This window comes from Streptomyces sp. NPDC012508 (assembly GCF_042902595.1).
Lineage (GTDB): Bacteria > Actinomycetota > Actinomycetes > Streptomycetales > Streptomycetaceae > Streptomyces.
Window position 1 is genome coordinate 543,875 of sequence record NZ_JBIBEO010000002.1, and the last position, 14,920, is coordinate 558,794.

Annotated in this window: 12 protein-coding genes and 1 pseudogene; 7 read left to right on the top strand and 6 right to left on the bottom strand. The window is 71.7% G+C overall.

The features are described from left to right. Nucleotides 1–47 precede the first annotated feature (47 nt). The 3 genes from ACFY8U_RS08545 to ACFY8U_RS08555 are packed head-to-tail and all read right to left on the bottom strand — an operon-like array spanning nt 48 to nt 4,436. Nucleotides 48–2,669 (bottom strand): cation-translocating P-type ATPase, encoded by a 2,622-nt coding sequence (locus tag ACFY8U_RS08545; RefSeq protein WP_389567405.1) that lies wholly within the window; start codon nt 2,667–2,669, stop codon nt 48–50. A 7-nt stretch (nt 2,670–2,676) separates the two neighbouring features. Beyond that, nucleotides 2,677–3,537, bottom strand: coding sequence for a universal stress protein (locus ACFY8U_RS08550; protein WP_389567408.1), 861 nt, complete (start codon nt 3,535–3,537; stop codon nt 2,677–2,679). Beyond that, nucleotides 3,534–4,436, bottom strand: a complete 903-nt coding sequence (locus tag ACFY8U_RS08555; RefSeq protein ID WP_389567409.1) for a universal stress protein — start codon at nt 4,434–4,436, stop codon at nt 3,534–3,536. The genes ACFY8U_RS08550 and ACFY8U_RS08555 overlap by 4 nt, the downstream gene beginning before the upstream one ends. Before the next feature lie 249 nt (nt 4,437–4,685). Here ACFY8U_RS08555 and ACFY8U_RS08560 point away from each other — a divergent pair, with 249 nt between their 5' ends. Further along, nucleotides 4,686–5,309 carry a CBS domain-containing protein gene (locus tag ACFY8U_RS08560; RefSeq protein WP_389567412.1) on the top strand — a complete coding sequence of 208 codons (624 nt, stop codon included), beginning with the start codon at nt 4,686–4,688 and terminating at the stop codon, nt 5,307–5,309. 21 nt (nt 5,310–5,330) lie between these two features. Further along, the gene (locus ACFY8U_RS08565; protein ID WP_389567414.1) at nt 5,331–6,320 is read left to right on the top strand and encodes an Acg family FMN-binding oxidoreductase; all 990 of its coding nucleotides are present in this window, start codon (nt 5,331–5,333) and stop codon (nt 6,318–6,320) included. A gap of 4 nt (nt 6,321–6,324) precedes the next feature. Here ACFY8U_RS08565 and ACFY8U_RS08570 read toward each other — a convergent pair whose 3' ends face one another. Genes ACFY8U_RS08570 through ACFY8U_RS08580 form a run of 3 tightly spaced genes read right to left on the bottom strand, consistent with a single transcriptional unit; the run spans nt 6,325 to nt 10,564 of the window. Then, nucleotides 6,325–8,715, bottom strand: a complete 2,391-nt coding sequence (locus ACFY8U_RS08570; protein WP_389567416.1) for a glycoside hydrolase family 65 protein — start codon at nt 8,713–8,715, stop codon at nt 6,325–6,327. Then, nucleotides 8,712–9,485 (bottom strand): HAD family hydrolase, encoded by a 774-nt coding sequence (locus tag ACFY8U_RS08575; protein WP_389567418.1) that lies wholly within the window; start codon nt 9,483–9,485, stop codon nt 8,712–8,714. Before ACFY8U_RS08575 ends, ACFY8U_RS08570 begins: the two co-directional genes overlap by 4 nt. After that, nucleotides 9,485–10,564, bottom strand: a complete 1,080-nt coding sequence (locus tag ACFY8U_RS08580) for an alcohol dehydrogenase catalytic domain-containing protein (RefSeq protein WP_389567421.1) — start codon at nt 10,562–10,564, stop codon at nt 9,485–9,487. Before ACFY8U_RS08580 ends, ACFY8U_RS08575 begins: the two co-directional genes overlap by 1 nt. Before the next feature lie 176 nt (nt 10,565–10,740). Between ACFY8U_RS08580 and ACFY8U_RS08585 the strand changes: the two genes are divergently transcribed. The 5 genes and pseudogenes from ACFY8U_RS08585 to ACFY8U_RS08605 form a co-directional block, all read left to right on the top strand. Next, on the top strand, nt 10,741–12,168 hold the full coding sequence (locus tag ACFY8U_RS08585; protein WP_389567424.1) for an MBL fold metallo-hydrolase RNA specificity domain-containing protein: 1,428 nt from the start codon (nt 10,741–10,743) through the stop codon (nt 12,166–12,168). Between the two features lie 96 nt (nt 12,169–12,264). Then, a complete protein-coding gene (locus ACFY8U_RS08590; RefSeq protein WP_389567427.1) occupies nt 12,265–12,669 on the top strand; it encodes a cyclic nucleotide-binding domain-containing protein in 405 nt (134 codons plus the stop codon). 10 nt (nt 12,670–12,679) lie between these two features. Further along, nucleotides 12,680–13,333, top strand: coding sequence for a CBS domain-containing protein (locus ACFY8U_RS08595; RefSeq protein WP_389567429.1), 654 nt, complete (start codon nt 12,680–12,682; stop codon nt 13,331–13,333). Nucleotides 13,334–13,680: 347 nt separating this feature from the next. Continuing rightward, nucleotides 13,681–14,592, top strand: a complete 912-nt coding sequence (locus ACFY8U_RS08600; RefSeq protein ID WP_389567431.1) for a potassium channel family protein — start codon at nt 13,681–13,683, stop codon at nt 14,590–14,592. Nucleotides 14,593–14,688: 96 nt separating this feature from the next. Further along, nucleotides 14,689–14,897 (top strand): annotated as a pseudogene (locus tag ACFY8U_RS08605) (CBS domain-containing protein); the annotation flags it as partial. Nucleotides 14,898–14,920: the final 23 nt, after the last annotated feature.

A 14,920-nucleotide genomic window follows, 5' to 3' on the forward strand; every position in this document is an offset into this window, starting at 1 on the left:
ACCTCCGGCTGCGTCGAGCGCACGGGCCGCACCCGAAGCGCGCACCTTCACCGTAGTCCGGACGAGCTTCCCGTTCCTGTCGGGTCCCCCGGGTGGAAGGCGGTCCGTACGAGGCGGGCCGCCACGAATCCGGCCGGCGCACACGCGATCGCGATGCCGGCGCCCGCCCAACCGAGCGGCTCGGTCTCCAGGACCGAGCCCAGGAAGGGCACGTACAGCGCCGCCGCGGCCAGGAGGGCGGAGGCGAGGACGGACAGAGGGAGGAACGGGTTCTCCTTGGTCAGGAGTCGGGTGCGTAGTCCCAGGACGACGCCGAGCTGCGCGGCGAGCAGGGCGAGGAAGAGGACGCTCTGCCAGGCGAGGTCCAGTGCCTGGGCGGCGAGTCCCGCGCCCAGGGAGGCTGCCGTGACGACGGCCGCGAGAAGGAGCAGCCTCTGCCAGGCGCCACCGCCGAGAATGTGCTGGTCAGGTGGGCGCGGGGGGCGGTGCATCGCTCCCGGGGACGCGGGTTCGGCACCCATCGCGACGCCGGTGAGACCGTGTGTCAGGAGGTTGATCCACAGGATCTGCCCGGCACGAAGAGGCAGGGGAAGCCCCAGGAGCGGGCCGACGAGCATCACGAGGATCTCCGCCGCACCGCCGGCCATCCCGTAGACGAGGAAGCGGCGGATGTTGTCGTAGACACGCCTCCCCTCCTCGACGGCCGCCACGACCGTCGAGAGCTCGTCGTCGGTGAGGACGAGATCGCCGGCCTGCCGTGCGACCTCCGTGCCCCGTGCCCCCATGGCGACGCCGATGTCCGCCCGGTGGAGGGCGGGGCCGTCGTTGACCCCGTCGCCGGTCATGGCGGTCACCGCTCCCCTGGCGCGCCACGCCTCCACGATGTCCAGCTTCTGCTGGGGGTCCGTACGGGCGAAGACCCGCACCGAGGTGAGGTCGGCGACCCGTCCCGCGGACACGTCCGCGCCGGTGACGACTCGGCCTTCCGTCTCGCCGCCGTCGCCGAGGAGAGCGACGTGGGACGCCACCGCCCGAGCTGTCGCCGGATGATCCCCGGTGATGAGGACGGGAGTGATGCCGGCCGCTCGGCAGGAGGCGAGGGTCGCTGCGGCATGTGGCTTGGGCGGGTCGCTGAGTGCGACGAGGCCGAGAAGCGCGAGCCCCGACTCCGCCACGGTGACCGGGCTCGGGATGTCGTTCCGCATACCCGATGCCACCGCGAGCACGCGGTACCCCCGGGCCGCCAGACGCGCTGCCTCCTGGTGCGCCTTCACAAGCGCGTCCGGGGGATCGATCAGGACGGCGGAGTCGAGTACGGCTTCGGGTGCGCCCTTCATGCAGACGAGCACCCCGTCTTCGCCAGTTCTGTGGAGCGTGGTCATGCGTCTGCGGAGGCTGTCGAAGGGCGCTTCTCCGATCCGGGCGCGGGTCACCGACAGTTCCGTCGGCTCCGGGCAGCCCGTCTTGGCCGCGGCAGTGAGCAGGGCGGCCTCCATGGGGTCGCCCAGCGCCGTCCAGCGGCCGTCGGACGCCCCGTCGTCCGCCGGGCGCAGCGCGGCGTCGTTGCACAGGGCAGTCACCGTCAGCAGCTCCGTCAGCGGCTCGAGCTCGTCCGCCTCCGCCGGCCGCCCGGCAACCAGGACCTCCCCCACGGGTTCGTACCCCACCCCCGAGAGCTCGGCGCTCACTCGCGGTGTCCAGACGTACTGGACGACCATGCGGCCCTCGGTCAGCGTGCCGGTCTTGTCGGTGGCGAGGACGGACACGGAGCCGAGCGTCTCCACCGCGGGAAGCCGCCGCACCAGGGCGTGTCTGGCGGCCATGCGCCTGGCGCCGAGAGCCAGGGCGAGAGTGACGACGGCGGGAAGGGATTCGGGGACGGCTGCCACGGCCAGGCTGATGGCAGTGACGGCCATCGTGCCGAGCGGGAGCCCCCGCACCAGGCCGAGGGCGAAAACGAGGACGCACAGGGCGAGCGTCACGACCGCGAGGACGCGCCCGAGGGCCGCGAGTCGGCGCTGCAGCGGGGTCGGCTCGCGACGTTCGTCGAGAAGAGCCGCGATGCGGCCGAGCGCGCTGGACGCCCCGGTCGCCGAGACCACGGCCACGCCCCGGCCCCGGACGACGATCGTGCCGGCGCTCAGCCTCGCATCGGGGTCCTTGTCGACGGGCACGGACTCCCCTGTGAGCATGGACTCGTCCACCAGAACGGCGGACGCCTCGGCGAGCTCGGCGTCGGCGGCGACGATGTCGCCCTCACCAACCAGGAGGACGTCACCTGGGACGATCGAGGCCGCCGGGAGATCGCAGACGGCGCCGTCGCGCCGCACGCGCGCGTGCGGCGCGGTGAGGGCCGAGAGGGCGGCTACGGCGTTGTCGGCCCGGATCTCCTGCGCCACCCCGACGGTCGTGTTCACGAGGACGACCAGTCCGATGACGATGGCGTCAGGATGGTCGCCGATCGCGAGGGTCAGCACGACGGCCCCGAGGAGCACCATGATCAGCGGGTCGGTCAGCTGGGCCAGGATCCGCTTGTGGAGCCGTACGGGCCTTCTCGCGGTCACCTCGTTGGGGCCCGTCTCGGCGAACCGCCGGGCGGCCTCCTCCTCGGTGAGGCCCGTGGTCTCCCGCACCCGTGCGGGTGCCCGGTCCTCTGCCGACGCCGTCATGGCCCGCTCACCCGGCAGGGACGGTGATCACCGGGCAGTGGGCTCGGTGCAGCAGCCCGTGGACGACGGAGCCGACACGCATCCCGGTGTATCCGCCCCGGCCCCGACGGCCGACGACGACGGCAAGGGCGTGCTCGGCTGCGTCCGCGAGCGTCTCCACGGGGGAGCCGATGGGCACCTCGTGGGTCAGCCGGACGTCGGGGTACTTTTCCGACCATCCCGCGGTGGTCTCCGAGAGCAGGCGGCGCTCGGCGTGGAACAGCGTGTCGCCGCTGTGCAGGGAGAAGACGGGTGGTTGCCAGACGGCTATGGCACGCAGGGCGCAGCGCCGGAGGTCCGCTTCCTCGACGGCCCAGGCCAAGGCGGCTCGTGAGGATTCGCTGCCGTCGACGCCGACCACGAGGTACGGCGTCTCCTGCGTGACGTGTTCCGCGTCCCCCACGACCACCACCGGGCATTGCGCCTTCGCGGTGACCGGGACGACCAGGGAACCGGCACTCAGGAACTCCTCGGTACGACTGAGATGCCGGGAGCCCAGCACGATCATGTCGGCCTCGTGTGACAGACCGGCCAGGACTCCTGCCGGGAACCCGTCGAAAAGGGAGGAGGTGGTCTTGACGCCGGGCTGCCGGGCCTGAGTCCAGGCAAGCGCGGCACGCAGAGCTTCCGTGCCGGCTTGTCGCTGTGCCTCGTGACGCGGGGTGTCGTCGACGTGCTGGGTGTCGTGCTGCGGGGGTATCGCGACCACCAGGCGCAGTCCCCGTCCTCGCCGGTGAGCCTCGTCCGCAGCCCAGGCAAGGGCCAAGTGCCAGTTCTTGACCGGGTCGATACCGACGACGATGTCACGGCGATCCGTGGTGCGCGTCATGACGTGCTCCCATGTCCAGGCCCTTGCCGGGGGATGAGCTCCACAGGGCAGTGCGCGTGCTGCAGCAGGGTCAGCGTGATCCGGCCGAGCGTCGGTCCGAGGTAGCCGGGCGATCGCCGACCGCCGACGACCAGAAGGTCGGCGTGGTGCGACGCGTCGACGAGAGCTCCCGGCACGCTGTGGCTCTTCTGGCCATCGGCCTGCACCGTCAGATTCGGGAACTCCTCCCGGAGCCGGTCCGAGACCGAGGACAGCACGTGTACGTGATCGCGGGCGTTCCCGTCGCCACCGTTACGCAGCGCAGCCCGTGAGGCGGCGGGCAGCCCCACACTCCAAATGTGCAGGAGCCGCAGAGGCACCTTTCGCAGCAGGGCTTCGCGGGCCGCCGCACGGGCGCAGCCCACGTCGGCCTCGTTCCGGACCGCCGCAAGAACCGCGCCGGCATCGACGGGCTCTGCGGCCCCGCGCACCACGACCACGGGTGTGGTGGCGCCGGCCGCGACCTCAAGACCGACCGATCCGAGCAACAGTGAAGAGAACCCGCCCAGACCCCGGTGCCCGACGACGATCGTGCCGGTCCGGGCGGCGGCTTGCCGCAGACTGCCTGGGGCTCCGCCATCCGTGAGCTCCGGGACGACCGTCAGGTCAGGGTGGCGTTCCGCGATCTCTTCAGCGGTCCGGTCGAGTAGTGCCTGCCCTGCTCGTCGGCTTGTGACGATCTCCGCCTTGGATAGAAACGGGACAGGTGGGTCCGTGTCCGCCGCGTGGACGAGACAGAGAGTAGTGCCCCGCAAGGCCGCCTCCGCTGCCGCCCACGTCACCGCCGTGTGTGCAGACGGTGATCCGTCGACGCCGACGACGACCCTGCCCAGACCGGGACGGGCTGCGGTTCCGTTCATGGCTCCTCCTCGCAAGGTCCGAGGGACCTCCTTCCACCCTGGCATCTGGCCCCGGGTGGCCGCAGGTCCGCTGGGGGCAATGAAGGGACCAAAGGTCCCCACCCCCGGCCGGGCAGGCCACGGCCCGCGCAGTAACGAGCCCGTTCGGTCCTGAGGGTGGACCATTCGGCCCTCGCCGACCCCGAGCGCGCGTCGGAGGGTGGTGGTGCGGGACAGCGACGTCCGAACCCTCGAACAGGAGGCGCGGCGATGAAGCACATGAAGGTCGGCGGTCTGATGACCGATGACGTGATCTCCGCCGTCCCTGCGACGTCGTTCAGGGAGGTGGCGAAGATGCTCGCCGAGCACGAAATCAGCGGGGTCCCCGTCCTGGACCAGGACGACCATGTCGTCGGAGTCGTCTCCGAGAGCGACCTCCTGGCCCGCCACGAGCTGACCGCGCGGGACCTGATGACCTCACCGGCCGTCACGGTGCACGCCGAGGAGACGGTGGCGGACGCGGCACGGCTGATGGTGCGTCGCGGCGTCGAGCGCCTTCCCGTGGTCGACGAGGAGGAACGGCTGGTGGGCATCGTGACCCGCCGCGATCTGCTCTGTGTCTACCTCCGCCCGGACGCGGAGATACGGCGCCGCATCCGTGAGGACGTCCTCGCGGATGCCATGGACCTGCCCGGGGACGTGGTGGACGTGCACGTCCTCGACGGCGTGGTGACGCTGGGGGGCCGCGTCCGGCGGCGGAGTCAGGCCCTGATGCTCGTCGGACTCGCCGAGCGCGTGGACGGCGTCGTCGCAGTCGTGGACCAGCTGTCCTTCCACGAAGACGACGCACGTCTCACCTCCTCCACCCGGACTCCGCACGACATCTCTTGGTAACTCACTCAGACAGGACGAACCGTGTCTGCCACCGTTCTGACCCGACCGCTCGTGGTGTCCCTGATCGAAGACGCCGTCACGGCGCCCTCGATGCACAACGCACAGCCTTGGAAGTTCGTCTGCGGGACGGGCGCCGGCGTCGTCGAGCTGCACGGCGATCCGCTGCGCGGTATGCCGCACGAGGACCCGGATCACCGTGCCCTCCACCTCGGCTGCGGCGCCGCCCTGTTCAATCTGCGGGTCGCCGCCGCGCACCGGGCCCTGCATCCCGTGGTCCGACTGCTGCCCTCTCCCGGCGATCCCTGGCACCTAGCCGACGTACGGTTCGACGGTCCCGACGACGCCGACAGCGAACTGGGTGTGCTCCATGCCTCCCTGCCGCGGCGGCACACCAGCCGCTTCCCCTTCACCGAGGAGCGGATCCCCTCCGAGGTGATCGACGGACTCCGTGCCGCGGCCCTCCTGGAGGGCTGCCGACTCGTCGTACCGGGAGCGTGGCACACCGACACCGTCATGGATCTCTTCCACACCTCCGAACTGTTCGAGGCGGCGGACGAGGCCGTGCGCGCGGAGATCGCCGCCTGGACACGCACCGGTGCCGCCGGGGAAAGCCCCGGCACCGAGGGCATCCCGGCGTACGCCTTCGGCCCGCGTCAGTACGACGTGACCTCTCCTGTCAGGGACTTCGGCGCTCCCCGACAGGTGCCCGGCCGTACCTCGGCGCGCTTCGAGAAGAGACCGCAGATCGCGCTCCTCGGCACGGTGGAGGACACCCAGGAGGACTGGCTGAAGGCCGGCCAGGCCATGCAACGGGTCCTCCTGCAGGCCACCCTCGACGGACTCGCCACCTCGCTCATGTCCCAGCCGCTGGAATGGCCCGAACTCCGTTCCGACGCTCGCGATCCCAGCTCGACGATCGGCTTCGTGCACATGCTGATCCGCCTGGGCTACGGCCCCCAGGGGCAGGCCACGCCACGCCGCCCTGTCTCCGAGGTGCTCGCCTTCGACTGAACCCTCACAGGCGGAACCAGCCCTCCTGTCCGGCGGGAACGGTGACCCGCCGATCGCCAGGGAGCACCACAGCGAGCGGACTCTCGGGCGAGGCAGGAACCCGAACGGCCAGGCGCCCAGGCAGCCTCCGCAGCCGTACCCCTCGATGACGGCCGGCGCACAGAGTGAAGGTGAACCGCGGGATCTCCGCCAGTGGCACTGGAGCCACTCGAAGCCCTTCCGGTCCCGTTTCCAGGCCGGTGAGCCCACGTTCGACGAGATCGATCGTGCCAGCCATCGCCCCGAGATGGATGCCCTCCCCCGTGGTCCCGCCCTGGACGTCGGCCACGTCGGCGAGCAGTGTCTCCTCGCAGTACCGCCAGGCGTCGGCACCCTTCTGCCGGGCCAGCACCCAGCCGTGGACGAGACCACTCAGCGTCGAGCCGTGGCTGGTGCGCCGCAGGTAGTACGAGACGGTCGCGCGCCACACCTGCTCGTCGAGGCGGTAGCCGAGCCTGGCGAACAGGCCGTACAGCTCCTCGGGCCCGAAGAGGTAGCCCAGCATGAGCGTGTCGGCCTGCTTCGACGCCTGGTAGCGGTTGACCGTGTCCCCCTCGGCCTCCAGGATCCGGTCGAGTCTGCGGATGTCGCCGTAACGGGCCCGGTACGCCTCCCAGTCCAGTTCCCCCAGGTCCCCGTACCCCTCGAACTGGCTGACCACGCCCTGGTGGAACGGAACGTACAGGCGCCTGGAGACGGCGTCCCAGCGGGCGATTTCGCCGTCGTCCAGCGACAGTTGCTCCGAGAGTTCAGACCGCCGGGCCGCGGGCAGCTCGCCGAGCAGGTCGAGGCCACGGGCAAGCACCCAGGCGGCGGTCGCGTTGGTGTAGGCGTTGTCGTCGATGCCCGGGTTCGCGGCATCGGGATAGGCGTCGTGGTACTCGTCCGGTCCCATGACGCCGCGGATGCGGTAGCGGCCGAGCGCGGGGTCGAAGGTGGCGGCCCCGGACCAGTAGCGGGCGACTTCAAGGAGGATCTCCGCCCCGGCGGAGTGGAGGAATCCGCGGTCGCCGGTCGCCTGCGCGTACCGCCAGACGTTGTACGCGACGGCCGAGCCCACATGGCGCTGGAGGTGGGAATGGTCGGGCAGCCAGCGCCCTGAGCGTGGGTTGAGGTGCAGTGCCTGTGTCTCCTCCCTGCCGGAACTCGCGCTCTGCCAGGGATACATGGCCCCCTGCTGGCCGGCGAGGCGGGCGGCCTCGCGGGCGGCCGGCAGTCGACGGTGCCGGTACATGAGCAACGCGCGGGCCACCTCGGGGAAGTGGAGGTCGAGGTAGGGCAGGACGAAGAGCTCGTCCCAGAAGACGTGCCCCCGGTACGCCTCGCCGTGCAGCCCGCGAGCGGGCACACCCACGTCGAGGTCCGCCGTGTGCGGGGAGAGCGTCTGCAGCAGGTGGAACACGTGCAGCCGCAGGATGCGGCCGACCTCCCCGGGCACGCGCAACTCGCCCTGCTCCCAGACGCGCTGCCAGGCCGCCTTGTGGGCGGAGAGCAGCCGGGGGAAGGAAGGAGCACGAGCGATGACGTCGGTGGCCGCTGAGAGCGGGTCGGCGGCGGGCCAGTCCATCGAGGTGTGCAGCGCCAGAGTCTTCACGACCATCGCCGAGCGGTGGGGCACGATCGGCAGGTGGTACGTCTGCACGGTGCCGGCGCTGGTGGTCTCCTCCCGCGCGGGCCGCGCGGGGCGGGTGACCGTGCGCACGGCCATGGCGATCCTGATGCCCGGGTCGACGGTACGGCAGGAGATCCAGGCGACACCGTCTGTCTCGAATCCGGTCCGGTGGTCCGTGAGGTGACGCCCGTCCAGGTGTCGGTAGCGCTCGACTCCGGCGTTGGTGACGGCGCCGTCGAGGACGGACAGTACCTCGACGGAACCGCTCCAACCGTAGGCGCGGAACAGGGTGCACTGGGCCGCGAGTCCGGGATCGCCCATGTGCACGACGCGGATGTGGCTGACGCGCAGGCCCCGCCCGCGGGCGTCCTCGAAGAACAGGCGCCGGGTGAGCACGCCCGCGCGCAGGTCGAGACGGACGTCGTGGTGGCGCAGCTCCGCGGCATCGGGTGTGAGCCAGTCGCCGGCCGGGCCGTCGTCCGGCCGGCAGCGATAGCGCAGAAGCGTCCAGTTCGGAAGGTTGACGAGGTCCTCGTTCACGACCCGCTCGCCCGCGACGACCGAGGTGAGCCGGTCGTAGCCACCGGCCAGATACGTGCCCGGGTAGTGCGCGGTCCCGGCGGTGCACTCGGGAGCGGATCCCCGGGTGGCGAACCGGCCGTTGGCCAGCGTACAGAGCGCCTCGACCAGCGGTTCACGCTCCAGGTCGTAACCGTCGTACCCCCACGTCCAGTCGGTGGTCATCCGCGCTCACCCCACACGCTCCGGACCAGCGTCGTGAGATCGGGGACCACCAGGTCGGCGCCCTGCTCCCGCAGGAGGGCGGCGGTGCGTCGCAGCGGCGTGCGGTCGACCCCGACGACGAGACCGAAACCGCCGCGACGGGCTGCCTCGACTCCGGCGAGGGCGTCCTCGGCGACCGCGGTCTGCTGCGGGTGCGTGCCGAGGAGCGCCGCCGCCCGCAGGAAGAGCGCGGGATCGGGCTTGCCTGCGAGGCCGAGCCGGGCGGCGTCCTCGCCGTCCACGATCACGGCGAGGAAGCCCGCGAGCCCGGCGGCGCGGATCAGCGCCCGGGCGTGCCGGGAGGCGGACACCGCCGCGCATGGCACGCCCGCCGTGCGCAAGGCCGCGAGAGCCGGCCGGGCGTCGGCGAAGGCCGTGACGCCTTCCGTACGAAGCAGATCGACGAACGCCGACTCCTTGCGTGCCGCGACGGCCCAGACCGTGTCACAGCCGGGGGCGTCGTGGGGCTCTCCCGGTGGGAGGTGAAGACCGCGTGAGGTGAGGAAGGCCGCCGCGCCGTCGTACCGGGACCTTCCGTCGACGAGCTGGCGGTACTCGGCGTCCCGGTCGAAGGACGGCTGTGTCCCGCTGTCGGGCGCCCGTTGGTCGAGGCATGCGTCGAACGCGACCTTCCACGCCGCCGCGTGCACGACGGCGGAGTCGAGCAGTACGCCGTCGGTGTCGAAGACGGCGCCGTCCAGCGGCCGAGAACCCGGGCCTCGGCCGTTCATCAGGCGACCGGCGGGGCCGGGAGGCTCACGACCGTGTGCTGCGGGCCGCCCAGCGCGACCTTGACGGCGCCGGTCTCGGCCGCGCGGCCGAAGACCTCGTACGCCTCCTCCATCTCCCCCAGCTCGAACCGGTGGGTGACCAGTTCTGCCGACGGCAGCCGTCCGGCGGCCATCATGCGCAGCAGCAGGGGCGTGGACGAGGTGTCGACGAGTCCGGTGGTGATGGTGACGTCCTTGATCCACAGGTCTTCGAGGTGGAGGGCCGCCGGCTTGCCGTGGACTCCGATGTTGGCGACCCTGCCGCCGGGCCGGACCATCCGGGTGCACATCTCGAACGCCTCCGGAACGCCGACGGCCTCCATGACGACATCGGCGCCGAGGCCGTCGGTCAGATCCGCGACCAGCTGCTCCGGCTCCTCCCCGGCGTTCGCGATGGCGTCCGCGCCGAGGGCACGGGCGGCGGCCAGCCGCGACTCGGCGAGGTCGACGGCGACGATCCGGCCCGGACTGTAGAACCGGGCGGTGGTGATGGCGGCGAGACCTATGGGGCCCGCTCCGACGACGACCACGGTGTCGGCGGGGCGCACGGCGCCGTTGAGGACCCCGACCTCGTAGGCGGTGGGGAAGATGTCGGCGAGCAGGACGGCGTCGAAGCTGTCGATCGAGTCCGGCAGCGGATGGACGGACAGGTCGGCGAAGGGCACCCGGACGTATTCGGCCTGTGTGCCGTCGACAGTGTGGCCCAGGATCCAGCCGCCTCCGCCACGGCACTGTCCGTAACGGCTCTCCCGGCAGAAGCGGCACCTGCCGCAGGCGGAGATGCAGGAGACCAGGACGCGGTCGCCCGGTCGCACCGTGCGGACGTCGCCGCCGGTCTCGACCACGGTGCCGACCGCCTCGTGTCCGAGGACCCGGCCGGGCGTCACCTCCGGCACGTCCCCCTTCAGGATGTGCAGATCCGTGCCGCAGATGGTGACGGCGTCGACCCGGACGATCGCATCGGCGGGGTCCTCGACGACGGGGTCGGGTACCTCCTGCCAGGCGATCCGGCCCGGCTCTTGGAAGACGAGTGCCTTCATGGCGCCCACCCACTTCCTGTCGCGCGTCGCTGCGGTCCTCGTCCACCAGGCTCCACGGACTCCTCCGGCAGCACATGAGCCGATCGGCCCCTGAACGGACCCGCTCGGACCCTCCGGACCGGGCAGGTCCGGATGCGAGGGTGGAGACCGGCCCACACTCCGAAGGAGGGCTGACCATGTCCGAGGCAGCCCCCAACCTCTCTCCCGCCACCCCGCGCCCGGCACTGCTCAGTTTCCTGGGCGGCGTGGGGACGGTCACCGGAAGCAAGTTCCTGGTCGAGAGCGACCATGCCCGGATCCTCCTCGACTGCGGTCTCTTCCAGGGTTTCGCGAACCTGCGACGCCGCAACTGGGAACGCTTCGCCCGCGACGCCGCGGACGTCGACGCCGTGGTCGTCACCCATGCCCACCTGGACCACTGCGGCTATCTGCCCCGCCTGGTCCGCCAGGGCTTCCGGGGGCCGATCCTCACCAGCGCCCACACCGCTCGACTCGCCGGGATCGTGCTGCGCGACAGCGCCCGTCTCCAGATGGAGGCGGCCCGGCACGCCGACGAGCACGGTTGGTCCAAGCACCGCCCGGCCAAGCCGCTTTACGACGACTCCGACGTGGAGAAGACGCTGGCGTTCTTCGACCCGATCCCCGTCGACGAGGACGTGGAGATCATGGCCGGCACCGGGCTGACGCTCCACCGCGGCGGGCACATTCTGGGATCCGCGTGGGCCCGCCTGACGCTGGAGGACGGCCACACCCTGGCCGTCTCCGGAGACCTGGGGCGGCCCGGGCACCCGCTGCTGCTTCCGCCCGAGCCGTTCTCGGGAGCAGACGCGCTGCTCATGGAATCCACGTACGGCGACCGTCGCCACGACCATGAGTCCGCCCGATCGGGGTTCGCCGCCGTGATCGCCCGGACCCTCGCCCGGAACGGCACCGTCGTCATCCCCGCCTTCGCGATCGACCGCACCGAGGTCGTCCTGCACGAACTGACCCTGCTGCGCGAGACCGGCCTGCTGCCCCGGTCGGTCCCCGTGTACGTGGACAGCCCCATGGCCCTGGCGGCCCTCGACGTGTACCGGGACGCGGTGCGCGAGCGGTCCACCGAGCTGCGGCCGGAGATCCTCGCCGAGGGAGAGACCGCGCTGAGCCCCGCGCCGTTCCTCGCCGCCAGAACGGTCCAGGAGTCCATCGACATCAGCAGCGCCCGCGGACCCTCCGTCATCGTCTCCTCGGCCGGCATGGCCACCGGCGGCCGCGTCCTGCACCACCTCCACCGGCTGCTCCCCGACCCGCGCAACGCGGTCGTCGTGGTCGGCTTCGCCGCGGCCGGCACCCGGGCGCGGGACCTCGTGGACGGTGCCCGGACGCTCAAGATGTTCGGCGAATACGTACCGGTGCGGGCCGAGGTCGCCGACGTCCCCCACTTCTCGGCCCATGCCGACGCCGGACAGATCATCGACTGGCTGCGCGGCGCCCCTCCCCCGCACACCACGTACCTCGTGCATGGCGAACCGGCCGCGTCCGGGGCGCTGCGTGACCGCATCGACCGCGAGCTCGGCTGGACGGCCGTCGTGCCCCGCTCCGGTGAGGCCGTCCTGGTCCGCTGAACCCGGGCCCATCGGTCCCCCGCGTGTGACCCGCCCGGCCCTACGTGCACCCGGCCGCCACGCGGGAGTCTGTGAGGGAAGGGCTGGAGGCACATCATGAGCACCATGAGGATGCTGCTGAGCGAGCTCGCTCCGGAGGCGCGGGACCGGCTCCTGCGTCAGGCCCGCCCGGTCCGGTTCCCCGCAGACACGCGCATCTTCCGCGAGCGGCAGCTCGCCGACCGGTTCTGGATCATCGAATCCGGGCGGGTCGAGCTGGACAAGCGCCTTCCCGGTCCCAGCACCGCTCTCGTCGACACACTCGTACCCGGCGACCTCCTCGGCTGTTCCTGGCTGATCCCGCCGCACCACTGGCGTTTCGGCGCCACGGCGACCACCGAGGTGCACGCACTCGAATTCGACGGGCGCTCCGTCAGGGAGCTCAGCGCACAGGACCTCTCCGTGGGCGAGGCTGTATCCGCGGCCGTCGCGGCTGCGCTCGCGCGCCGATCCCTCAGGTAAGGAATGAGCGATGACACCTCAGCCGTTCACCGTCGCCGACGTGATGACCAAGAAGGTCGTCGCCGTCCAGCCCGGGGCGGAGTTCAAGGAGATCGTCGCCGCCATGGAGCGGTGGAAGGTGACGGCCGTACCCGTCGTCGAGGGCGAGGGCCGCGTCGTCGGAGTGGTCTCCGAGGCCGATCTGCTCCTCAAGGAGGAGTTCCACGACCACCGCCTCGGTCTCGTCGAACAGATGCGACGGCTCGACGCCACGGCCAAGGCGGGTTCCCGACGGGCCGAGGACCTCATGACATCGCCCGCCGTCACCGTCGCGCCCGAGGCGTCCCTGCCCCAGGCCGCGCGCCTCATGGCCGCCCAGCGCGTCAAGCGGCTGCCGGTCGTCGACGCGAGCGGCACCATCCAGGGAATCGTGAGCCGGTCCGATCTCCTCAAGGTCTTCCTCCGACCGGACGAGGATCTCGCCGCCGAGGTGCGCCGTGACGTCGTCGAGCACCTGTTCCCGCTCTCGCAGCACCGGGTCGATGTCCGTGTCGACGCCGGGGTCGTGACCCTCTCCGGCGAGGTTCGCGACAGCGCACTCATCCCGCTCGCGGCCCGCCTGGCCCGCGCTGTCGAAGGCGTCGTGGACGTGCGGTGCGAACTCACCGCCAAGAGCCGGACATAGCCGTGTCCGGCCTTTACGGTGCGGGTCACGGGACCAGGGCGCGGGGACGAAGCATGTCTCGGTGACCAGCACCGGCCTGTCCTCGTCGGCGAAGGCGACGGCTCCGGCCCCGAGGCAGGTGTTCCGCGGCCCCGGCCTCCGCGACGTCATCGGCCGGGCGAGAACCGGCTGTCGGCTCCGACGATCGTCGTACGAGGCCGGATCGAGGCGCGGGCGCGAGCCGTGCCGCCGCACCAAGGACACCCCGCGGAAGCTGCGCGCCCGAAGGGGCGAGCGGGCGCCGCCAGTGGGCTGAGATCGAAGCCGGAGGGCGGGACACCATCACCGCTCGTGGGAAAGGTGCCCGGATGACGTGGCTTGCGACACCGGCGGGCGCTGTCCTGGTGCTGTTCATCCTCCGGGACGTGTTCCACACGCTCTGGCACCCGACCCGTCACGGCGGCCTGAGCAGACTGGTGATGATGTCCATGTGGCGGCTGTCCGCCCGCCTCGGCACCGGGAGGCGCACCGCCGGTCTGGCGGGCCCGCTCGGCATGGTGACCGTCTTCGCCGCCTGGGCGCTGACCGTGGCCCTGGGGTGGGCGCTCATCTACTGGCCCCACATGCCGGAGGAATGGTCGTACGCAACGGGGCTCGTCCCGTCCGAACACGCGGGCCCTCTCGACGCCCTCTACATCTCGCTGGTCACCCTGGCCACGCTCGGACTGGGCGACATCGCGCCGGCCTCCGGGTGGCTGCGTGTACTCGCCCCGATGGAGGCCCTCGTGGGCTTCGTCCTGCTGTCGGCGACCGTCGCCTGGATCCTCGGAATCTACCCGGCGCTCGCCCGCCGCAGGGCGCTGGCCCTGCGGCTGTCGCACGTGCGCCGGAGCCGGGCCACCACCCAGGCGCTCGACTCCGACGGGGGTGCGGCGCTCCTCGACGGCCTCGCCTCCGCCCTCTCCACCATCACGGTCGACTTCATGCAGTACGCCGAGTCGTACTACTTCCACGACGGGGACGAGAACACGTCCCTGCCCCGCCAGCTCCGCTACACCGTCGGCCTCGCGGACCAGGCCACCAGGGCGCGCCACCCGGACGTCAGGCTCTCCGCGTCGGTACTGCGCAGGGCACTGGAAGACCTGGCCGTCGTGCTCGACGAGCGCTTCCTGCGCACGGGCGAGGGACCCGAGCGGGTCTTTGCGGCCTACGCCGACGACCACGGGCAACCCCATGGGCCGGACGGCCCTCCCCACGACGGCGGCAGCGGGCGATCCTGAACGGGGGGGCCGCCGGTCGAACGCGTGAGAAGGTGACGAGCGAGGCACCGCAGTGTCGCGGATGTCAGCGTCGTTCCGGGCACGACGTTCAAGGAAATCGCACGGCTTCTGGACGAGTTCGACATCACTGCGGTGTGCGTCGTGGACGCGTCGGACCGGCCACTGGGCGTGTCTCGGAGGCGGACCTGGTACGCCACCGCACCGCCCGGGCCGGGCTCGACACCGCGGGCACTCTCATGTCGAGTCCCGCAGTCGTCGCCCGACCCGAATGGAGCGTGGTGCGGGCCGCCCGCGTGATGGACCGGGCCTGCGTCGACGGTGTCGTGGG

Coding starts and splice junctions, on each gene's coding strand:
- ACFY8U_RS08545 (WP_389567405.1), bottom strand. CDS start 2,669: ATGACGGCGTCGGCAGAGGACCGGGCACCCGCACGGGTGCGGGAGACC.
- ACFY8U_RS08550 (WP_389567408.1), bottom strand. CDS start 3,537: ATGACGCGCACCACGGATCGCCGTGACATCGTCGTCGGTATCGACCCG.
- ACFY8U_RS08555 (WP_389567409.1), bottom strand. CDS start 4,436: ATGAACGGAACCGCAGCCCGTCCCGGTCTGGGCAGGGTCGTCGTCGGC.
- ACFY8U_RS08560 (WP_389567412.1), top strand. CDS start 4,686: ATGAAGCACATGAAGGTCGGCGGTCTGATGACCGATGACGTGATCTCC.
- ACFY8U_RS08570 (WP_389567416.1), bottom strand. CDS start 8,715: ATGACCACCGACTGGACGTGGGGGTACGACGGTTACGACCTGGAGCGT.
- ACFY8U_RS08575 (WP_389567418.1), bottom strand. CDS start 9,485: ATGAACGGCCGAGGCCCGGGTTCTCGGCCGCTGGACGGCGCCGTCTTC.
- ACFY8U_RS08580 (WP_389567421.1), bottom strand. CDS start 10,564: ATGAAGGCACTCGTCTTCCAAGAGCCGGGCCGGATCGCCTGGCAGGAG.
- ACFY8U_RS08585 (WP_389567424.1), top strand. CDS start 10,741: ATGTCCGAGGCAGCCCCCAACCTCTCTCCCGCCACCCCGCGCCCGGCA.
- ACFY8U_RS08590 (WP_389567427.1), top strand. CDS start 12,265: ATGAGCACCATGAGGATGCTGCTGAGCGAGCTCGCTCCGGAGGCGCGG.
- ACFY8U_RS08595 (WP_389567429.1), top strand. CDS start 12,680: ATGACACCTCAGCCGTTCACCGTCGCCGACGTGATGACCAAGAAGGTC.
- ACFY8U_RS08600 (WP_389567431.1), top strand. CDS start 13,681: ATGACGTGGCTTGCGACACCGGCGGGCGCTGTCCTGGTGCTGTTCATC.